18 protein-coding genes and 1 tRNA gene are annotated in these 21,236 nt (G+C 68.7%); 3 read left to right on the top strand and 16 right to left on the bottom strand.

The window, feature by feature from the left end; genetic code table 11:
- Positions 1-22 precede the first annotated feature (22 nt).
- From R3F55_13130 to R3F55_13055, 16 genes are all read right to left on the bottom strand, one after another.
- On the bottom strand, positions 23-2,548 hold the full coding sequence (locus tag R3F55_13130; protein MEZ5668355.1) for an ATP-binding cassette domain-containing protein: 2,526 nt from the start codon (positions 2,546-2,548) through the stop codon (positions 23-25).
- 86 nt (positions 2,549-2,634) lie between these two features.
- Positions 2,635-3,792, bottom strand: a complete 1,158-nt coding sequence (locus R3F55_13125; GenBank protein MEZ5668354.1) for a substrate-binding domain-containing protein — start codon at positions 3,790-3,792, stop codon at positions 2,635-2,637.
- Between the two features lie 82 nt (positions 3,793-3,874).
- Complete coding sequence (locus tag R3F55_13120) at positions 3,875-5,152, bottom strand: ABC transporter permease (protein MEZ5668353.1); 1,278 nt, start codon at positions 5,150-5,152, stop codon at positions 3,875-3,877.
- An 80-nt stretch (positions 5,153-5,232) separates the two neighbouring features.
- Positions 5,233-5,640 (bottom strand): Rieske 2Fe-2S domain-containing protein, encoded by a 408-nt coding sequence (locus R3F55_13115; GenBank protein ID MEZ5668352.1) that lies wholly within the window; start codon positions 5,638-5,640, stop codon positions 5,233-5,235.
- A 29-nt stretch (positions 5,641-5,669) separates the two neighbouring features.
- Positions 5,670-6,875 (bottom strand): 3-oxoadipyl-CoA thiolase, encoded by a 1,206-nt coding sequence (gene pcaF / locus R3F55_13110; GenBank protein MEZ5668351.1) that lies wholly within the window; start codon positions 6,873-6,875, stop codon positions 5,670-5,672.
- Complete coding sequence (locus R3F55_13105; protein MEZ5668350.1) at positions 6,872-7,894, bottom strand: branched-chain amino acid ABC transporter permease; 1,023 nt, start codon at positions 7,892-7,894, stop codon at positions 6,872-6,874. Before R3F55_13105 ends, pcaF begins: the two co-directional genes overlap by 4 nt.
- 4 nt (positions 7,895-7,898) lie before the next feature.
- Positions 7,899-8,768, bottom strand: a complete 870-nt coding sequence (locus R3F55_13100) for a branched-chain amino acid ABC transporter permease (protein MEZ5668349.1) — start codon at positions 8,766-8,768, stop codon at positions 7,899-7,901.
- Between the two features lie 3 nt (positions 8,769-8,771).
- Positions 8,772-9,476 carry an ABC transporter ATP-binding protein gene (locus R3F55_13095; GenBank protein ID MEZ5668348.1) on the bottom strand — a complete coding sequence of 235 codons (705 nt, stop codon included), beginning with the start codon at positions 9,474-9,476 and terminating at the stop codon, positions 8,772-8,774.
- Positions 9,473-10,192, bottom strand: a complete 720-nt coding sequence (locus R3F55_13090; GenBank protein MEZ5668347.1) for an ABC transporter ATP-binding protein — start codon at positions 10,190-10,192, stop codon at positions 9,473-9,475. The genes R3F55_13095 and R3F55_13090 overlap by 4 nt, the downstream gene beginning before the upstream one ends.
- Before the next feature lie 202 nt (positions 10,193-10,394).
- Positions 10,395-11,693: an ABC transporter substrate-binding protein gene (locus tag R3F55_13085; protein MEZ5668346.1), complete on the bottom strand. Its 1,299-nt coding sequence runs from the start codon at positions 11,691-11,693 to the stop codon at positions 10,395-10,397.
- A gap of 22 nt (positions 11,694-11,715) precedes the next feature.
- Entirely contained in the window at positions 11,716-12,774 is a 1,059-nt protein-coding gene (locus R3F55_13080; GenBank protein ID MEZ5668345.1) for a maleylacetate reductase, read from the bottom strand.
- Positions 12,775-13,554, bottom strand: a complete 780-nt coding sequence (locus tag R3F55_13075; protein MEZ5668344.1) for a CoA-transferase subunit beta — start codon at positions 13,552-13,554, stop codon at positions 12,775-12,777.
- 133 nt (positions 13,555-13,687) lie between these two features.
- On the bottom strand, positions 13,688-14,518 hold the full coding sequence (locus R3F55_13070; protein MEZ5668343.1) for a CoA-transferase: 831 nt from the start codon (positions 14,516-14,518) through the stop codon (positions 13,688-13,690).
- Between the two features lie 4 nt (positions 14,519-14,522).
- Positions 14,523-15,986, bottom strand: a complete 1,464-nt coding sequence (locus R3F55_13065; GenBank protein MEZ5668342.1) for an aldehyde dehydrogenase family protein — start codon at positions 15,984-15,986, stop codon at positions 14,523-14,525.
- A gap of 163 nt (positions 15,987-16,149) precedes the next feature.
- Positions 16,150-17,145: a hydroxyquinol 1,2-dioxygenase gene (locus tag R3F55_13060; protein MEZ5668341.1), complete on the bottom strand. Its 996-nt coding sequence runs from the start codon at positions 17,143-17,145 to the stop codon at positions 16,150-16,152.
- Between the two features lie 33 nt (positions 17,146-17,178).
- Complete coding sequence (locus tag R3F55_13055) at positions 17,179-17,721, bottom strand: hydroxyquinol 1,2-dioxygenase (GenBank protein ID MEZ5668340.1); 543 nt, start codon at positions 17,719-17,721, stop codon at positions 17,179-17,181.
- A 167-nt stretch (positions 17,722-17,888) separates the two neighbouring features.
- On the opposite strand from R3F55_13055, the gene R3F55_13050 reads away from it, so the two are divergent.
- The 3 genes from R3F55_13050 to R3F55_13040 all read left to right on the top strand — a co-directional run bounded on the left by R3F55_13050 (position 17,889) and on the right by R3F55_13040 (position 21,214).
- Positions 17,889-18,806, top strand: coding sequence for an IclR family transcriptional regulator C-terminal domain-containing protein (locus R3F55_13050; protein ID MEZ5668339.1), 918 nt, complete (start codon positions 17,889-17,891; stop codon positions 18,804-18,806).
- Positions 18,784-18,856: transfer RNA gene (locus R3F55_13045), tRNA-Thr, on the top strand. The genes R3F55_13050 and R3F55_13045 overlap by 23 nt, the downstream gene beginning before the upstream one ends.
- 1,968 nt (positions 18,857-20,824) lie before the next feature.
- A complete protein-coding gene (locus tag R3F55_13040; protein ID MEZ5668338.1) occupies positions 20,825-21,214 on the top strand; it encodes a DUF4145 domain-containing protein in 390 nt (129 codons plus the stop codon).
- Positions 21,215-21,236 lie beyond the last annotated feature (22 nt).

Below are 21,236 nucleotides of genomic sequence, written 5' to 3'. Positions count from 1 at the left end.
CCTCCCCTTGGTTCCGTTCCGCTCAGGCATTGCGGGCCAGCGATGGTGCGATCGCCGGGCGCGGCCGCATCAGCCGCCGCAGCCGGACGAGCGGCAGCTTGCCGGCATAGAGCAGCACGGCAATCAGGGTGAGCGCCCCACTGAGGATGCTGCCGAAGGCCGTGCTCATGCCGAGGAACGGCATGATGTTGATGATCAGTGCGAAGAACAGCGCGCCCAGCAGCGCCCCGAGGAACGACCCGCGCCCGCCGGTCAATGCCGCGCCGCCAAGCACGGCTGCGGCGATGCCGATCAGCGTGTAGGTTGCGCCGACGGTCGGGTGGCCGACACCGACCTCGGACGCCAGAAACAGCCCGGCGAACGCCGCGAGCAGCCCCGAGACGGCATAGGCGCGGATGTGGACCAGACCCGTACGCACGCCGTTGCGCCGCGCCGCCTCCTCGCGGAAGCCGGTCGCACGCAGGGCAAGTCCGCCGCGGCTGCGATACAGCCACCAGTCCGCAGCGACGGCGAAGGCGATCAGGACAAGGATCGAGCACGGGACGAACCACACGCGGGTGGTCAGCACGTCGACAAATTCCGGGCTGACGAAGCCGGCCGGCGTCGGGCGCAGATAGAGGGCGATGCCCTGCAGGACGCTCAGCGTCGCGATGGTGGTGATCACCGGGTTGATCCGCAGGCGGCGGATCATGCCGCCGTTGACGACGCCGACGGCGACGCCGATCGCCAGGCAGGCGAGGGTGCCGGCAACGACCGCGAACGCACTTGCCTCGGCGGCGATCAGGAACGATGCCGAGACCACCGTGACGCTCATTAACGAGCCGACGGACATGTCGAAACCGCCGACCAGCAAGGCGTTGAGTTGGGCCATCGCCACAAGGGCCAGCGGAACCGTCGCCAGCAGCAGATGGCGCGCATTCAGCGTGGTCAGAAAGGTGTCGGCCTGGCTGGTGGCGAAGGCGCCGACCAACAGGACCAGCAGAGCCATGAACACGAGCGGACTCCACCAGCGGTCGCGGATTCCCGGCCGCGGCGATGTCGCGGCAGGTGCACCGTCGGGCCGGCCGGCCTCGGTCGCGCGCGAGGTCAGGAACGATGCGACGATGTTCGGCTCCGTCACCGCGTCGCCTTCGAGTTCGCGGATCACCCGGCCGCGCGAGAACACCAGCACGCGGTCGCAGAGCCCGGCGAGTTCCAGCGCGTCTGCAGACTGGATGACGAACGCCGTGCCGTCGGCCGCCTTCGACCGGAGCGCCTGGTAGATGTCGAACCGTGCCTTGGCGTCGACGCCCTGGGTCGGCTCGTCAACCAGCACGACCGACGCGCGATGCAGGAAGCTGCGCGCCATCACCGCCTTCTGCTGGTTCCCGCCGGACAGCGCGCCGATCGGCTGGTCGAGCGAGGCGGTGACCACGTCCAGCTGGTCGACGAGCGCGGCGGCGCGGCGGCGCTCGCTCCCGCCATCGACGAAACCGGCCTTGGCGAAGCTGTCGAGCACTTGGACCGTCATGTTCTCGCGCACGCCAAGGTCCGCGAAGATCGATTCGCCGGCGCGGTCGCCGCTCAACATCATGATCCCGGCGTCGATCGACCGCCGGGGCGCATTCAACGGCACCGGCCGGTCGTCGAGGGTCAGGCTGCCCTGTGCATCCTCGAAGCCGGCGAGCGCGCGCAGAACCTCGCGTTGCCCGTTGCCTTCGGCGCCGGCCAGCCCGAGCACCTCGCCGCGGCGAAGTTCAAAGCCGACACCCGCGAACCGGCCGCCGGCAAGGTCGCGCACGGCCAGGCGCACCGCGTCCTGCGCTCCGGTCTTGGTCGGGAACTCCGCATCGATCGGCCGGCCGACCATCAGCGCGATCAGGGCATCCTCCGACAGATCGGCGGTGCCGTGTGTGCCCTGGAATGCGCCATCGCGCAGAATACTGACCCGATCGGCCAGGCTCAGGATTTCCGGCAGGCGGTGGGTGACGTAGACCACCGTGGTGCCTTCCGCGACGATGCGCCGGACGATGGTGTGCAACACCTCCACGTCGTGGATGTCGAGGGCTGTCGTCGGTTCGTCGAGCAGCAGGATCTTCGGCCTGTTGACCAGTGCCTTGACGATCTCGAGGAACTGGCGCTGGGCCGGCGAGAGGGCGGCGACCGTGGCCCCGACGTCGATCGAGACGCCGTAGGGCGCCAGCTGGTCGCGCGCCCAGGCCGCCATGGCCGAAAAGCCCGGCGCCGACTCGGCGTTGCCGAGGTAAAGATTCTGGGCGACCGTCAGCTCCGGGATCAGCGAATTGTCCTGGTAGACGGTGGCGAGGCCTAGCTGCCTGGCCTTCACCGGGTTGGCTTCGTCCAGCCGCTGGCCGTCGATCTCGACGGTGCCGGCGTCCGGCGCCAGCGCGCCGCTGGCGATCTTCAGCAGGGTGCTCTTGCCGGAACCGTTCTCGCCCAGGATCGCGTGCACCTCGCCCGCGCTGCACGCCAGGGTGACGTCGTCCAGCGCCAGCACGCCGGGATAGCGCTTGCTGACGCCGGCGAGCCGGAGCCGGGGCGCGGTCATCGTTTCGATTCCATTTCGACGCGGGTTCGGGCGGATGGCGGCCCGCGGCCGGCCTCGGCGGACGGCCGCGGTCGCGATGACCGTTCCTACTGGAACATCCGCGCCAGCATGTCGGCGTCGACGGCCGACGACACCGGCATCTGGTCCGGCAGGCTCGGATCGCACATGCCGGTCTGCACCTCCTTCATGCGGAACGGCACGTCCACGTGCGGCGGCACATCCGCACCGTCCAGCTTCATCATCGCCGCGGTCAGGGCGATCCGGGCCTGGAAGGTGCCGCCGGACGAGAAGAAGATGCGGAAGTTCGGGTCGTTTGCGGCCTCCCAGTCGCAGAACAGGCCCTGCTCGTCGGTGCGCAGGGTGACGATGACGTCCGGCGCGCGCTCGGCTGCCTCGTAGGCACGCACGCCGCCGCGGAACCCGTCGGCATACTCGTACAGCACGCCGTCGATGTCGGGATATTGCGACAGGAAGCTCGACATCGCCTCGAAGGTGCCTTCCTGCGTCCAGTTGGTGTCGGCCTTGCCGAGCAGCTGCATGCGGGGATCCTGCTCGATGGCCTCCTCCGAGCAGCCCTGCCAGGCGGAACTGAGCGGGTTGCCGGGCGTGCCGCCCAGCTCGACCAGCTCGACCGCGTCGTCGCTGTTGTTTTCCGCGACGAACTGGACGAACTGGCGGCCCAGCTCGCACAGATCCTCGGCAACGAAGGTCAGATAGTCCTCGCCGGCATTGCCGCCGGGTCCGGCGATGTAGGGCACCACAAGGATTCCCTCGTCGGTGGCTTCCTTGATCGCGGGCAGCAGCGCCGGGCCGGAGTCGACGAAGGTGATGATCACGTCGGCGCCCTGCACGATCAGGCTGCGCATGTCGGAGATCGCCTTGCTGGCGTCGCCGCGGGCCGACGTGTAGATGATCCGCCCCACGTTGGGATAGGTCAGCGCCTGCATCACGAATTCCATGTGGGTGACGCGGCGCCACACGTTCTCGCCAAAGCCGTCGGCCAGCGCCACGGTCAGCTCGCCGCGGCCGGTCTCGCAGTCGTTGTCGTTCCAGCACTTCAGCGCCAGCTCGCGGTCCTCCGGCGACAGCTGCTCGCTGGCGTGCCGGAATGCCTCCAGCACCACCGGGCCGATGTTATCGGTCGTGCCCATCGCCGACATCATCAGGTCGGCATCCTGGGCCTGGGCCGCGCCGGCCAGCATGCCGGCCGCCAGGCCGCCGGCGACCAGAAAGGGTGTTCTCACTGCACACTCGGGCATCGTCGTCTCCTCCACCGTTGTTTTGCGTGGGGCAGTTGGCCTGCCCTCGGATTTGCCCGGCAGGCGGCTAGGGCGCGCCTGCGATCCTGTCGGCCGTTCGGCCGAAAATGCGGGAAAGGGCTGCGTGCAGCGTGCCGGCTCGCAGGTTGGCCAGCCCCATGCCCAGCGCGATCGCCACGCCGTGGATCATGAACTGGATCGCGGTCGACAGATCGAGCATGCGCAGGATCTGACCGAGCTGGGTCAGGAACAGTGCCGCGCCGCCGATGGCGATCATGCTGCCGATGCCGCCGGTCACGGCGGTACCGCCGAGCACGGCCGCCGCGATCGGCGCCAGCAGGTAGTTGGCGCCCACTTCCAGCGTCGGATTGCGGATGAACGCAGCCAGCAGGATTCCAGCCACGCCATACAGCGTCGCGGCGATCGCATAGGCGGCGACCTGATGGCGCGTTACCGGCAGGCCGGCGATCCAGGCAGCCCTGGGGTTGGCGCCGACGGCGACGAAGCGGCGGCCGACCGTCGTCAGACGCAGGCCGACGGTCAGCACGGCCGTCAGCGCCGCCGCGACCCAGATCGCCGAGTTGATCGACAGGAACCGGGCCTCGCCCCAGTCGGCGAGCAGCGGCGGCACGCTGGCTTCCTGGGCCACGCCCTCGCGATACCAGAGGACCAGGCCGGTCAGGATCGTGCCGACCGCGAGCGTCACGATCAGGGCATTGAGCTTGAACAGGGCGACCAGCACGCCGTTGATCACCCCGACGACGAGCGACAGGGCCAGGGCCACGACGATGGCGAGCGCCAGGCCGCCATTCTCGCCGCCAGTCATGCCGAGGATGACGGAACTGGACAAGGTGATCACCGCAGGAATCGACAGGTCGATGCCGCGCATCATCAGCACCAGCGCCTCGCCCATCGCCGTCATGGCGAGGAAGGCGGCCAGCGGTGCTATGGCCAGGATCGATGTCGCCTGCAGGCTGCGCGGCACCAGTACGGCGCTGACGGCAACCAGGACGACAAGGGCGATCCAGATCGCGGCGAAGCGCATGCGGATGCGCTGACCGCTCGCCACGGCGCGCGTCGCCCGGTGATCGTCCGTCCCTCCCCGAGACATCTGACGCTCCCTCGCCTCGGCGCCCCCTCCGCGCCGCGACACAGTGTCCGACGGCCGGACGACCGGAGGATCGCCGCGGCAGCAGAAATGTTCGTATAGCGAACATTTGTTTGTATTACGAACATGTTGCGGGCCGCGTGCGCATTTGTCAACAGCGTTGCCGCGCGCCGGACGCCGCGACTTCGGGCAATGCGAACGCGGCCGGGCGAGCGGCAACGCCGCTTCCGGGCGCAAGGACCGGGTTTGCCTGCGTCGCCTTTCGAAGGCTTGATTCGACCGCGGCCGCTACTGCGCGGCGGCGGCGACCTGTGCGCTCAGGCGGGACCGGGCAGTCCGCTGTCGATCCGCACCGAGCCGCCGTCGACCACGACGGGGACCGCAACCAGACGGTCGCCAAGGGGCGGGCCGTCGACGCAGACTCCGCTCACCGGATCGAACAGGCCCAGGTGATGCGCGCATTTCAGCCGGCTGCCGTCGGCGGTGAGAAAGCGGTCTGGCCGCGCCGGCGCGTTCAGCGGCAGCTGGAAATGGGGACAGATGTTGAGGAACGCGCCAACCGCGCCCGCTGAGCGGACGACGATCAGCGAGAACGCGTCGCGGCCGGTGCCGAAGCGCACCTCCTTGACGCCCGGGTCGGCAATGTCGTCGAGCCGGCAAAGCGCGGTGCCCGGCGCCGGCGCATGCGGCCGGTCGTGCCAGCGGCCGGCGAGCAGGGAAACCACGCCTTACCCGCCCTGCGAAGCGCGGGACCTCACACGCGCTCCAGCAGCATCGCGATGCCCTGGCCGACACCGACGCACATCGTGCACAGCGCAATGCGCCCGCCGCGGCGCTGGAGCTCCTCGGTGGCCGTCAGAGCCAGCCGGGCGCCCGACATGCCCAGCGGATGGCCCAGCGCGATCGCGCCCCCGTTCGGGTTGAGGTGCTCGGCGTCGTCGGGCAGGCCGAGCGCGCGTGCGACCGCCAGCGCCTGGGCGGCAAAGGCCTCGTTCAGCTCGATCACGTCGACGTCGCCCAGCGTCACCCCGGTGCGCTGCAGCAGGCGGCGGGACGCATCCACCGGCCCGATGCCCATGATGCGCGGCGCCACCCCCGCCGTTGCCATGCCGACGACCCGTGCCCGCGGAACCAGGCCATGGCGGCTCGCCGCCGCTTCGCTGGCAATGACCAGCGCGGCCGCGCCGTCGTTCACGCCGGCGGCATTGCCGGCGGTAACCGTGCCGCCTGCGCGGAACGGCGTCGGCAGCCTGGCAAGCGCGTCCGCCGTGGTGTCCGGCCGCGGATGCTCGTCGGCATCGACGGTCAGCGGGCCACCCTTGCGCTGCGGGATGGCGACGGGAGCGATCTCGGCCGCTAGCCGGCCGCTGGCAATCGCCCGGCCCGCGCGCTGCTGCGAGCGCAGCGCGAAGCCATCCTGGTCCTGGCGCGTAACGTCGAAATCCGCCGCCACGTTCTCGGCCGTCTCCGGCATCGAATCGGTGCCGTAGCGCGCGTGCATGGCGCGGTTGACGAAGCGCCAGCCGATGGTGGTGTCGTAGATCTCGGCGTTGCGCGAGAACGGCGCGTCCGCCTTCGGCAGCACGAACGGCGCCCGCGACATGCTCTCAATGCCGCCCGCGACCAGCAACCGGGCCTCGCCAGCCCTGATGGCGCGGGCCGCGCTGCCGACGGCGTCGAGGCCGGAGCCGCAAAGCCGGTTGACCGTGCTGCCGGGCACCGTGTCGGGTAGGCCGGCCAGCAGCAGCGCCATCCGGGCGACGTTGCGGTTGTCCTCGCCGGCCTGGTTGGCGCAGCCGAGCACCACGTCGTCGACGGCGGCCCAGTCGACCCCTTGGTTGCGCGCCATCAGCGCCCGCAGCGGATGGGCGGCGAGGTCATCGGCGCGGACCCCGGCGAGTGCGCCGCCGAAGCGGCCGATCGGCGTGCGCACGGCGTCGCAGATGAAGGCTTCGGTCATGGCACGGCTTCCTTGTGCACGATCAGGCGTCGACGGACCGGAAAGATCTCGAGGCCGGCACGGTCGGCGACCAGCCCCCACAGCCCCTGCGGCGCGAACAGCATCACCACCACCGCCAGCAGGCCGAGGACAATCAGATACACCGCGCCGAGATCGGCCAGGAAGGCGCGCAGGACGAAAAACACGACGGTGCCGACGATCGGACCTTCGATCCGGCCGACGCCGCCGATCACCACGATGAAGATGACATAGGCGGTCCAGTCGACGACGTTGAAGGCAGCCTCCGGCGAGATGCGCAGCTTGGCGATGAAGACCAGCGCGCCGACCATGCCGGTGACGAAAGCCGCGGCGACGTAGACGAGGTAGCGGGTGCGGGCGTTGTCGACGCCGACGCTCTCGGCCGCCGGTTCGGAATCGCGGATCGCGGTCAGCGCCAGCCCGTGGCGCGAGCGCAGCAGCGCATAGACCAGGGCGACCGAGCCGACCGCCAGCGCCAGCGCGCTCCAGAAGACCGCCCGGTCGCGGCCGTCGTTGTCGGCGGCGATCGCCTTGACGACATCGACCGGCAGGCTCATGCCGGAACCGCCGCCCAGGGCCGTGACCTGCGCGAGCACCAGCATGTAGACCTCGGCCACCACCCAGGTGCCGATGGCGAAATAGGCCGCCCTCAGCCGGAACACCACGGCTGCGGTCGGGATCGCGATCAGCGCCGCGGCAACGCCGGCCAGGGGTATGCAGAGCACGGGATTGACGCCGAGGAACACGGCGCCGGCGAACAGCCCGTAGCCGCCGAGCCCGACGAACGCCTGCTGTCCGACCGAGACCAGCCCGGCATAGCCGGCGAGCAGGTTCCACATCTGGGCGAGCGTCAGATAGGTGCAGATTTCGACCGCCAGCCGGATGTCGCCACGGCCGAGCCACCAGGGCCCGGCGATCAGGCCGGCCAGCAGGCCGGCCAGCGCCAGCAGCGCGATGCGGCTGGTGCGCGTCGAAGTGGCGACGGAAAAGCGCTGCGCCATCGCCTCAGTCCCGGAGCCGCGGGAACAGGCCCTGCGGGCGGACCGCCAGGACGGCCAGGAATGCGATATGCCCGGCCAATACCTGGGCGCCGGGGTGGATCTCGGCGCCGATCCCCTGGGCGACGCCGAGGATGATGCCGCCGGCCAGCGTGCCCCAGAGGTTGCCGAGGCCGCCGATGATGACCGCCTCGAAGGCGAACAACAGCCTGGCCGGGCCGATCTCGGGGGTGAAGTTGGTGCGGATGCCCATCAGGATGCCGGCGACCGCGCAGACCGCGAGCGAGATCGCCATGGCCAGCGCGAAGATGTGGCGGTTGTCGATGCCCATCAGCCGCACCACCGAGGGATTGTCGGAGGTCGCCCGGAAGATGCGCCCGATGCGGCTGCCGAACAGCATCAGCTGCAGCGCGCCGATCACCGCGACCGCGACGCCGAAGGTCAGCAGCGGCAGCCATCCGACGGACAGGCCGGCGCCGATCTCTATGCTGGCCGTTTCCAGGGCACCGGCCTGAAGGCGCTGCGTGTCGGCCGAGAAGCCCTCCAGCAGCACGTTCTGCAGCACGATCGACAGGCCGAAGGTGACCAGCAGCGGCGGCAGGATGTCGCCGCTGCCGAGGGTGAAATTGAGCACGCCGCGCTGCAGGGCATAGCCAAGCGCGAACATCGCCGGCACCACGATCGCCAGTGCCAGCAGCGGATGCAGCCCCAGCCCCTCGACCGCGGCCAGGCCCAGGAAGGCGGCCAGGATGATCAGGTCGCCATGGGCCAGATTGACCAGGCGCATGACCCCGAAGATCAGCGACAGCCCGGTGGCGAACAGTGCGAACAGCCCACCGGTCAGCACTCCCTGTACGATGGCGTTGACCCACTCCACCGCTCAGACCCCGAAATAGGCCTGTGTGATCCGGTCGAGCGTCAGCGACGCCGGCCGGCCGGTCAGAGAGACATGGCCCTCCTGGAAGCAGTAGACGCGGTCGGCCACCGCCATCGCCTGCTGCACGTCCTGCTCGACGATCAGCAGCGCGGCGCCGCCCGCCTTGATCGCCGGCAGCGCGGCGTAGATGTCCTTGATCACCGTCGGCGCCAGGCCGAGGCTGATCTCGTCGCACAGCAGCAGACGCGGATTGGCCATCAGGGCGCGCCCGATCGCCACCATCTGCTGCTGCCCGCCCGACAGCGCGGTGCCCGGAGCGTTCCGCCGCTCGCGCAACACCGGAAACAGCCCGTACACGCTGTCCAGCGTCCAGTGGCCGGGCCGGTCGACGCAGCCGCCCATGAGCAGGTTTTCTTCGACCGACAGCGAGGGAAACAGCTGACGGCCTTCGGGTACAAGCGCGATGCCGCGGCGCACGACGCGATGCGGCGGCTGGCCGCCGATCGCGGCGCCGGCGAAGTGCACGGCTTCGGGCGTCGCGCCCAGCCGGCCGCAGATCGTGTTGAGGAACGTGCTCTTGCCGGCCCCGTTGGCGCCGATGATGGCGACCGTCTCGCCTTCGTCGACGCTCAGGTCGATGCCGAACAGCGCCTGGAAGTCGCCATAGCGCGCCGTCAGCCCGCGCGTCTTCAGCAATGGCCCGCTCATTCGGCCGCGATGCCCATGTAGACTTCGCGCACCTTCGGGTCGGCCATCACGGTGTCGGGCGCGCCTTCGGCCAGCAGCCTGCCGAAATTGATCACGACCAGCCGATCGACCACCGACAGCAAGGCGTGAACCACATGCTCGATCCAGATGATCGAGACGCCTTCCGCGCGCACCGCTGTGATCGCCGCGACCAGTTCGCGGCACTCGCCCTCGGTCAGACCGCCGGCGATCTCGTCGAGCAGCAGCACGCGCGGGCGGGTGGCCAGCGCGCGGGCGAGCTCGAGCCGCTTGCGCTCAAGCAGGGTCAGCCGGCCGGCGGGCACGTTGGCCTTGTCCAGCAACCCGGTGCGCTCGAGCACCTGGCCGCACAGCTCGTGGATCTCGCGCTCCGCCGCGCCGGTGCCGAAGGCGGCGCCGACCAGCAGGTTCTCGAACACGGTCATCTTGGCGAAGGGATGCGGGATCTGATAGCTGCGGCCGATGCCCATCCGGCAGCGGACATGCGGCTTCAGCCCGGTAATGTCGTGGCCGTCGAAGCGGATGCGCCCGGAATCCGGCCGCAGGCCGCCGGTGATCAGGTTGAACATCGTCGACTTGCCGGCGCCGTTCGGGCCGAGCACGCCGAGCGCCTCGCCGTCGGTCAGCGCGATGTCGAGCCCGTCCGCGACCACGACCGCGCCGAAGCGCTTGGTCACCTTGTCGAGCTGGATCAACACCCCGGTACCATATGCGCGCTATCCGACACGTGGGGACGTCATGCCCGGGCTTGAACCGGGCATCTCTCACCGACGGGCGCCGGCCCGTCGGTCGCCGCCGCGCGCGATCCGCCAGGGACGGCATCCCTCGTTGCCGGGGAAGTCCCCGGGTCGAGCCCGGGGACGACGATCGGCGGGATCAAGCCAGCCGGGATCCGCATCCTCAGACGATAGGTTCCATCTCGCCGCCAAGGGGAATGTCCGGAGCGGTCTCGTTCGAGGTGATGACGATGTCGTAGGGATGCGCGCCGTCGACAAAGCGCCACTGCCCGCCGACCAGCGGGGTCTTGGCCACGTTTGGCACCGGACCGGCGGTCCAGTCGAGCCGGCCGACGATCGAGTCCATCTGCAGGCCGGCAACGGCGGCCATGATCGCGTCGGCATCGTCCGGGCCGCCGGCCGCACGCAATGCCGCCGCCGCGACCTCGAACAGGGCATGGACGAAGCCGATCGGCTGGGTCCACTGCTTGCCGGTCTCGCTTTCGAACTCGGCCGCGAGGTCGGCGCAGCTTTGTCCGGTCAACGACGAGGCGAACGGGTGCGTCGGCGTCCACCACACCTCCGACGAAAGGTTGTGGCCCTGGTCGCCCAGCGCCTCGACGGCGACCGGGAACAGGATCGCCTTGCCGACGGAGGCCACCTTCGGCGTGAAGCCCTGTTGCTTGGCCTGAGTCCAGAACGTGGTGAAGTCGGGCGGGATCATCACGCCGGTGACGATCTCGCTACCGTCTTCCTTGAACGCCGAGATGTAGGACGTGAAATCGTCGTTCAGGTTCTGGTACCGGCCCGGATCGAGCAGGCTGTAGCCCTTCTCGGTCAGCACCGGCGGGAAGCCGATACTGGGGTCGCCCCAGGCATTGCCGTCGCCGTCGTTGGGAAACAGGCCGCCGACCTTCCTGTTGGTCGCGACCTTGTCCCACATGTGGGTGAACACCGCGATCACGTCCTCCAGGCCCCAGAAGAAGTGATAGGTGTACTGGAACGGGCTGACCGGGTCGCCGCCGCGGGTGAAGAACCACGGCTGCCACGGCGCAACGCTGGAAATGCAGGCGACTCCGTTGATCTCGCACTGGTCGCTGACCGGGTTGGTGGTCTCCGGCGTCGAAGCGACCAGCATCAGGTTGACCTCGTCGTCGAGGATCAGCTCGCCGGCGACCTCAGCGGCGCGGTTGGGGTTGGATTGGCTGTCCTTGTCGATGATCTCGACGGCATAGACGGTACCGTCGATCTCGAGCCCATCGGCGAACACGCGCCGCATCTGGGCGAGAACGAAGCTGTCGGCCTCGCCGAACGGCGCCAGCGGGCCGGTCTGCGGGCTGACGTAACCGATCCTGATCGTGCCCGACTGCGCGATCGCCGGCTTCGGCAGGTGCGAGGCCAGTGCGGCGGTGCCGGCGCCGGCCGCCGAGGCCTGCAGCAGGCGCCGGCGGCTGAAGCGGCTGCGGTTCAACGGTATCGTCATGTCGTCCCTCCCACGGTTGTGTTCATTGCGGCGGCTCGCCGGCCCACGCCCGGGCAATCAGCCCGCGGATGCTGTCGCGCGTGACCGGGGCCGGATTGGCATAGGCGCTCTGCACCGCCAGGACGGCCGCCCGGTCAATGCCGCTCTCCGGCATGCCCAGTTCGCGCAGGCTGCGCGGCGCGTCGATGGCGCGGGTCAGGTCGTACAGGGCGCGCGGTCCGTCGGTCGCACCGAGCGCCGTCGCGATGCGCGCCATCGCGGCCGGTGCGGCACCGGCGTTGTAGGCCGCCGCATGCGGCAGCACGATGGTGTGGGTCTCGGCATGGGGCAAGTCGAACGCGCCGCCGAGCGTGTGGCAGAGCTTGTGATGCAGCGCCATTGCCGCGCCGCCGAGCGCGATTCCGCACAGCCAGGCGCCATAGAGCGCATCGGATCGCGCGGTCGCGTCGTCCGCCGCGCGCATCAGGGCCGGCAGGGCGCGGCCCAGGGCGCGGATGCCCTCTTCGGCAACCACGGCGATCACCGGGTTGCAGTCCCCGGCATACAGCGCTTCGACCGAGTGGGCGATTGCGTTGACGCCGCTGGAACCGGTCAGCCCGCGCGGCAGGCCCAGGGTCAGGTCGACGTCGTACAGCACGGTCTCGGGCAGCACCTTGGGGCTGCGCAGCGTGGTCTTCACCCCGGCCTCGGTCTGGCCGAGGATGTCGGTCATCTCGGACCCGGCATAGGTGGTCGGCACCGCCAGTTGGGGCAGGTCGGTGCGCAGCGCGATCGCCTTGCCGAGGCCGGTGGTCGAGCCGCCGCCGACGGCGACTGTGCAGTCGGCACGGACCTCGGCCACCCGGGCCATCGCCCGCTCGGTGGTCTCGACCGGCGTGTGCATCGCCGCCTCGGCGAAGACGCCGGCCGACAGGTCGCCGATCAATGCGCCGACCGCTTCGGCCTGCGCCGCCTGTTGCGGCGTGGCCAGCACCAGCGCGCGGCGGGCGCCGAGCCGCTCGACCTCGGCGCGCACCTGCCGCACCGTGCCGCTGCCGAACACGACCCGTGCCGGAATGCCCTTGAACGTGAAGGCCTGCATTCAGGCGGCCTCCGCGTGCGCCTTGCGTGTCCGCTCGTGCAGGGCGCGAAGCACCGTCAGTTCAAGCTCGGTCGGTGCGGCCGTTTCGTCGACGGTCGCGGCGAAACGCACCGGCCAGCCGGTGGCGGCGCCCACCTGCGCGCGGGTGACGCCCGGGTGCAGCGCCGTCACCGTCAGCTCGCGGGTCTCCGGATCCGGGCGCATGACGCACAGATCGGTGACCACGACCGTCGGGCCCTTCGTCCGCGCCCCCGCCTCGGCGCGGGAGCCGCCGCCGGCCGCGTGCCCCATCGACGTGACGAAGTCGATCCTGTCGACAAACGCCCGGCCCGTCTGGCGCATGATGATGAACACCTCGCCGCTGTCCGTGGCGATCTCCGGTGCACCGCCGCCGCCGGGCAGCCGCACCTTGGGGTTGTCGTAGTCGCCGATTACGGTGGTGTTCAGGTTTGCGAAACGGTCGATCTGGGCCGCGCCGAGGAAGCCGACGTCGATGCGGCCGCCCTGCAGCCAGTAGCGGAACATCTCGGGCACCGACACGGTCACCAGCGCGGTCTCGCACAGCTCGCCGTCGCCGATCGACAGCGGCAGCACGTCCGGCCGGGTCTCGATCGTGCCGGATTCGTAGATCAGCACCACGTCGGGCGCATGGGTCAGCCGGGCCAGATTGGCGGCCGCGCTCGGCAGCCCGATACCGACGAAGCAGACCTGCCCGTTCTTCAGCGCCCGCGCCGCGGCGACGGTCATCATTTCCTCGGCGGAATAGGAGGCATCGGTCATTGCGCCGGCCCAATAGAACCGTCCGTCATGCCCGGCGTTGTGCCGGGCATCTCCATGGACAAGGACGCCTTTGCCTGGAGATGGCCGGGACAACCCCGGTCATGACGCGGTTTTCCTGGATACGCTGCCGGCATTACGACGCCCTCCGCAGCGGCTCCTGCCGCTCCAGCACATTGGCCGTCATCCAGGCCAGGAAGGTGTCGCGCTCGCGCGCGATCGCGTCCCAGCCCTTGTAGAACGCGTTGTCGCGCTTGTAGTAGCCGTGCGCGAACGAGGGGTAGGCGCCGCCCTTCACCTCCGCCACCGCCGAGACGGTCCAGGCGGGCAGGATCACCGCATTGGGTCCGCCGCCGAGCTCGTCGACGATTTCCTCCACCGTCACGATCGACCGCCGCGCGCCGAGCACCGTTTCCTTCTGCACCCCGACGATGCCTTCCAGCAGCACGTTGCCGCGCCGGTCGGCCTTCTGTGCATGGATGATGCCGACATCCAGCTTGTGCGCGGGCACGCAGGCCAGCCGCTCGCCGGTGAACGGGCAGTCGATGAAGCGGATGTCCGGGTTCACCTGCGGCAGTTCCACCCCGACATAGCCACGGAAGAAGGCCGCGGGCATGCCCGCCGCCGCCGCCTCATAGGCGTTGGCCATTGCGGCGTGGCTGTGTTCGGTCAGCGCCAGCGGCTTCGGCCAGCCGTTCTCGACCGCGTCGCGCATGCGATGCAGCGAACCCACGCCTGGGTTGCCGCCCCACGAGAACACCAGCCGGTCGGCGCAGCCCATGCCGATCATCTGGTCGTAGATCAGGTCCGGCGTCATGCGGACCAGGGTCAGACCGGTGCGCCGCTGGCGGATGATCTCGTGGCCGGCAGCAAAGGGGATCAGATGGGTGAACCCCTCCAGAGCAACGGTGTCACCGTCCCTGACCAGGCCGGCGACGGCTTCGCTCAGCGTGGTGATCTCGGCCATCCCGTCACCTCCGATAGAACGGCGGGATCTGGGCGTCGACGTTGACCCAGACCGATTTCGGCTGGGTGTATTCGCGCATCGCCTCGAAGCCCATCTCGCGGCCGTAGCCGCTCTCGCCGAAGCCGCCGAACGGCGAGCCTGGATGGACCCGCTTGTAGCAGTTGATCCACACCATCCCGGCATGGATGCCCTTGGCGAAGCGGTGTGCCCGCTGCAGGTTGGCGGTCCACAGGCCGGCGCCCAGGCCGTAGCGGGTGTTGTTGGCCAGCGCCAGCGCCTCGTCGTCGTCGCGAAATGTGAACACGCTGGCGAACGGGCCGAATACCTCCTCGTGCGCCACGCGATCGTCCGGATGCGCACGCACGACGGTGGGTTCGACGAAGCAGCCGGCCGCCAGCGCGGGATCGTCCGGCGTCTTGCCGCCGGTCAGAATCTCGCCGCCCTGCTGTCGGGCGATCTCCGCGAACGCCAGCACCCGTTCCTGGTGCAGCCGCGAGGTCAGCGGGCCCATCTCGGTGCCCGGGTCGCGCGGATCGCCGAGCCGGATCGAGCGGGCCAGGGCGACGAACCTGTCCAGGAAGGCGTCGGCAATCCGCTCGTGCAGGAGCAGCCGCGAGCCGGCGATGCAGGCCTGTCCCTGGTTGTGGAAGATCGCCCAGGCCGAGCCGCCGACCGCCGCCGCCAGGTTGGCATCCTCGAACACGATGTTGGGGCCCTTGCCACCGAGTTCGAGCTGGACCTTCTTCAGGTTGCCGGCGGACGCCTCCACGATCCGGCGGCCGGTGGCGGTCGAGCCGGTGAAGGCGATCTTGCCGATGTCCGGATGCGCGGCGATGCGCTGCCCGGCTTGGTCGCCATAGCCGGGCACGATGTTGACGACGCCGGGCGGAATGCCGACTTCCAGCATCAGCTCGCCGATCCTCAGCGTCGACAGCGGCGTCAGCTCCGACGGCTTGATCACCACGGTGTTCCCGGCGGCCAGTGCGGGGCCCATCTTCCAGCTGGTGAACATCAGCGGGAAGTTCCACGGCACGATCTGTCCGACCACGCCGATCGGCTCGCGCTGGACCCAGTTCAGGAAGCCGGCGTCGACCGGAACGACGCTGCCCTCCAGCTTGTCGGCCATCCCGCCGAAATAGCGGAAGCACAGCACGGTGCGCGGCACGTCGAGCGCCAGGCAGTCGCGGATCGGATGGCCGGTGTCCATCGATTCCAGCTTGGCGAGCTCGCCCGCCTCGGCCTCGATCCGGTCCGCGAGCTTGAGCAGCAGCCGGCCGCGGTCGTGCGCGGCCAGGCCCGCCCAGGCAGGAAACGCCGCTTTTGCCGCCGCGACGGCGGCATCGACATCGGCGGCGCGCGCCTCGGCGATCGCACAGATCGTGGTGCCGTCGAACGGATTGATCACGGGAATCGTACCTCCCGCCTGTCCGTCGACCCATGTCCCGCCGATCAGCAGCTTGGTCTGCAGCGCCATCCGCGCACGCTCTCCCCTGCAATACCCGGGATCGTCAGGCCCGGATTCGTCCGGCGCCGCGCACTGCCCGCTGGCGATGAAGCGCCGAGCCGGCCGTCGTCTCTCATTCCCGAGGAGATGGCCGGGGCTGGCCCGGCCGTCACGTGGTTCCGTTAGCCTAGAACGTCACCGGCACCACCGGCGCCTCGCCCTTGGCGATCATCGCCGGCACCCGCGGGCTCGCATTCTCCCAGACCAGCAGCATCGAGCGTTTCGGCGAATAGCCCTGGTGGCGGATGTCGGCCGGCATGGCCGCGACGTCGCCGGCTCGCATCGTCACCTTGGCGCGCGGCCTGCCCGTCGCCTTGTCCTTGACGTCCCAGACGATCTCGTCGGACAGCTGCACGAACCACTCGACCCGGTCGTTGCCGTGCTCGACCGGCAGGATGAACTCCTCGGTTGTCGGGCAGTACAGGCTCTCGCGCAGCACCGAGCATACGCTCGGGTTCCAGGTCACGTCGGAGCGGGACAGGTAGGCGAACAGGTTGAACGCCGAGACCTCGTTCTCGAAGCCGGGCTCGACCTCCACCGTCGGCTCGTCCTGGCTCACATCGCGGAACATGCGGTTGACCGGATAGCCGGCGGCGTCGGAGCGGCGCGGCGTGTCGCCGGGCAGGCCGACCATGCGCTTCGCCGTCACCCGCTGGCGCATCACGGCACCGTCGTTGTCGCCGTTCTTGCGGCCCCAGGGGTCCTCGGTCTCCTGCGGTGCGGCGAACGGGTCGTAACCCCGGTTGGTCCAGTCGGCGATCATCGCCTTGAAGATCTGCATCAGGTCCTCGGACTCGAAGCGCTCCTGCCAGTCGATGCCCGCCTTGCGATAGGCGTCGTTGTAGTGGCCGGCGAACATGTCGACCTGGCCGTAGAGGTTGGTGGTACCGAAAACCGAGTCGAAGTTGACGGTGCCGTAGAAGAAGCCCCAGGCGACATCGCGCATCAGCGCGCGCAGGAAGGCGTCGATCGCCATCACATGGCGCCCCTTGGGCCATTCGATATGCGCGAAATACTCATCGCGGCGGAACGCGAAGGAACCGGCCTTGAACGAGCGGTAGCCGGTCGCATTGTCGGCCGGCCGTTCCTCGAAGGCCTGCTGGATGTCGACGATCTCGGTCATGGAATCACTCCGTCGGTCAGCGCGGGATCGGTGTCACTTCAGGCAGATGTCCGCCCATTTCTCGACGCTTGCCGGCCCCTGCACGGTCTGGATGGTCAGCACGCCCGGGGCCGCCGCCGCGAAACGGTAGACGCAGCCGGCCGGCAACAGCCCCATATGGCCGCGGCGCAGCACCAGGCGTCCCATCTTGCGGCCGGATGGCGGCTCGTCGAGCCGGTGGCCGCCGTCCGCGTCGGCGGCCAGCGGCAGCTTGTCCGGCTTCAGCAGATGCACCTCGACCGTGCCGTCCATGCACAGGGCGAATTCGTCATGGGCGTTGGCGAACCAGGGCGAGGTGCCGTCGGCCCGCAATGCCTCGATCACATATTCCATGTTCTTCGCCACCACGACGCGCTCGTAGGGTGCCGCCGCGGACGCGACCTCGAACACGTTGGAGAAAACATAGTTCTTCGGGTCGTCGTCGAGCACGTCGACGCCGCCCTTGCGAAAGTCGGCCAGCGAGCCGAAGACCGTGGTGTACTCGAAGTCGGCGGCCGGATGTGCCCGACCGCCGGGCTCAGCGCGTGCGCCACTCATGGCAGCCCTCCCTTGCGTCGCGGCCCGCAGCCGGGCTCGTCTCGACCTGCGTGTCGCGCAGTTCGCTTTCCAATACGCTAGGGGTCGTGCGACCCTTGCGTCAACGACGTTGTTCGCATATCAAACATTTGTTCGCATATCGCACAAACTTGATCACGGATCAGCCCATGCAGCAGGAACGCGCCGCACCGGAACGGTCGGGAGACTTCGTCGGGTCGCTGGCGCGCGGGCTCGCGGTGATCCAGGCGTTCGGTGCTGACGCCAGCCGGATGACGCTGACCGAGGTGGCCGAGCGCACCGGGCTGACGCGCGCCGCGGCGCGCCGGTTCCTGCTCACCCTGCACCAGCTCGGCTTCGTCGCCTATGACGGCAAGTTCTTCGCGCTGACGCCGAAGGTGCTCAGCCTCGGCTTTTCCTATCTCTCGTCGCTGGATTTCTGGGAGGCGACCCGGCCCTATCTGGAGGACGTCACCCACGCGCTGAACGAATCCTGCTCCGCCGCGGTGCTGGACGGCGCCGACGTGGTCTATGTCGCCCGTTCCGCCGCCCGGCACCGCATCATGTCGGTGGTGCTGCGGATCGGCAGCCGGCTGCCGGCGCATGCGACCTCGATGGGCCAGGTGCTGCTCGGCGCGCTGGGCGAGCGCGAATGGCAGGCCTACTGCGCCAAGGCGCAGCTCAGCCGCTTCACCAGCCGCACGCTGACCGACCCGGCGGCGCTGCTGCAGCGCGTGCGCGCCACCCGCGAGCACGGCTACGCGCTGGTCGACCAGGAGCTGGAGGAAGGGTTGCGCTCGATCGCGGTGCCGATCTGCGACGGGCGCGGCGCGCCGATGGCTGCGATCAACATCAGCACCCAGGCGGCGCGGGTGTCGAAGTCGGCCATGCTGCGCGATTTCCTCCCGCGGCTGCGCACCGCCGCCGCGCGCATCGGCGCGCCATCACCTGAGGCGAGCGCTTGCGCGGCGGCGCCGCGCGTATCGATACCGGCGCGCGACGGCGGTTGCCGCCGAGCGCGGCGCGTTCCCGCGTCGCGCGGACGGCGTCGCGCAACAGACGCAGGCCGGCAAGCTCGGCTTCGGTAGAGCGGCTGATTTGTAATCAGTAGGTCGGGGAGTCAGTCCCTCAGCCGGCAATGAAATCAATGAGTTACAGAGACGCTCCCGCCCTGGCGCCAAGCCGGGGAGCTATGGGAAAGCATGCCCGTCCGCTTGCTTTCGGTCCTGCACAGGCCAGTAGACTCTGCGCGACTGGCGATGACGGTTCCCCCACGGGGGCGGTCGATGATTGCAGTTATATCCATGCCGTTTCAGCGGTTTCTTTGGCGAAAGCATTCGCGTTGCACTGCCGGCTGGCGACCTGGACTCGCGTTGGGGCACACGATCTGGTATATGCCCCGACGTCATGGACGAGTCTTGCGATTCTCCGACTGCGACGTGTTCGCCTATATCGCGAGCGGGTTCGCTGCCTGGCGACCATCGACCTCTGGTTCGACAGTGCATTCGTCGTTGGCGACGCAGTGGTCAGTGCCGGGCGAAATGGTGTGATCGCCGCGCGTACGTCGTTGGGCAGATCATGGCTGCGCCGTCGACGGCTGCTCGAACGGTTGGTCGAACGGCGCATTCTTGGCCAGCCCGCCACCGTGCTCGCGAGTTCGGCTCCGCCGACCGGGTGGCAGGCGTCGCGGCGCGGTCGTTGCTGGCCGAGTACTTCCGCCCGCTGGATGCTACGGTTCGCGGCGGATCGAGAGGATGCGAGGACCGGGCGGAACCGGCCGATCCGGGCGAGGCGATCTTCTGGTCTGCGTACAGGCATGCGGGGAAGGACGCTATGGCGGTTGCCCGCGTATGCAGGAGTTCCTGCGGCTGTACGGCTTCTGCCACAACCTCGCGTTCGTCTCGTTGCTGTGCGGGTCGGGCTCGCGGCAGCTGTTACGCTCTTGGTCCGTGGCGACTCGACCAGAGCTTGCGTGCGCAGCCCTGATACAGGCGGCAGCGGCCGGTATTGTCGAGGCTCGGCTTGTTCCATCGGTACCTGGTCCATCGCCTCTATGCCGTCGAGGCGCGCTGGGTGGGCATGGTGCGTCGTCGGAGGATCGGGATGAGGATTGAGATTTTTGATGTCGGGCATGGGTCGTGCTCAATGCTCCGCCTTTAATGGAGGTTCGGACGCCATGGATAAACACAAGGAGGTGGACATCGGGACCCCAGTGTGACGTTCGGTGGCCAGATCATTGATCTCTTGATCGCACAGAACCTGGATGAAGATCGTCAGGGGGTTTGGTGTCCGGCGCAAGGGACGCCATAAGAGCATTCGCTAGCAATCCGACAGTGACAGCCGCAGCCCTTGCGTCAATGAAGCGCGAACATGGCATGGGCATGATTACGGGCGGCGCATCAGATCATCAGTCACTTCGGAGCGGGTTTTGTCGGTAAGCGCATTCCTGATGCTGGCGGCGTTCACGCGTTGCCGCCAACCAGTTCGGGGTCAATTTTTCGGACACCAACAACCTGAGCTTGGCTGTATTCGTTCGCTACGGACCATTCACAATTTTGTTCGGCGGCGATCTAGAGACAGCCGGTTGGCGAGCGCTGTTGCGAAATCGGTGGTTTGTGCGGGACTTGGCCACGGTGAACCTGCTTGTCGCTTCACACCATGGCAGGCTGAGCGGTACCTGTGACGAGGTCTTCAGTATTTGTCGACCCGAGGCTGTAATTTTCTCGGATGACCGTAGGCAATACGATAGCCAGGAGACCGACGCTTGGTACCGACACCGGGTCAAGGGGCTGCCAGATGTGACCTACTTGCCCGATCCAATTTCGGGACATCCGCAAAGACATGTCCTGACAACCCGACGGGATGGTCAAATGAACATTGATGTCCAAGCGAATGGGCGGTACTTGGTATCCGCTCATCGCCGGGCACCAGTTTCATTGCCGGCGTTAAGGCCGACGCACGGGCTCGTCTGAACCGTTCAGGAAGGGCCGAGATCGTGTGGTGGCGCCGGCCAGCCATCTGACGCTCGCTCGAAATTCGGTACCAACCGTTTGTTGAATATGACTCGCTTCGTTAATCTCACTGCGCGAGATCGAGCAGTGGGGCAATGGACGTACGGTCCGACAACTTCGGGTTCTTAGCGCAGTACGATGCGCAGTTGGTCCGTCATGCGGCGCTGGCCGAGCGCTATTTCGCCGAGGACCCCAGCACGAGCCTGATCAAGCTGCGGCAGTTCTCGGAGCTGTTGGCCCAGCAGGTGGCAGCGCGGACGGCGCGGCTGCCGGACGCCGATGAGAAGGCTGTCGACGTCCTGCGGCGCCTGTCGGCCGACTGGATCATTTCGCGGGACGTCGCCGACCTGTTCCACCAGCTGCGGATCGCCGGCAACCGGGCAGTGCACGATGGGGCCGGCGGACACCGCGCGGACGCTGGGCATCTAGTTTCATCTGTCCGGCCCGGAGAGATGGGTAACGGACCGTACCTGAGACATGGGTGACATTCGTGGGCCGGGCGGCGTC

The sequence above is a fragment of the Alphaproteobacteria bacterium genome (genome assembly GCA_041396705.1).
Lineage (GTDB): Bacteria > Pseudomonadota > Alphaproteobacteria > CALKHQ01 > CALKHQ01 > CALKHQ01.
The sequence above is the reverse complement of the archived record's forward strand: the minus strand, read 5'-3'. Positions and strand labels throughout refer to the sequence as shown.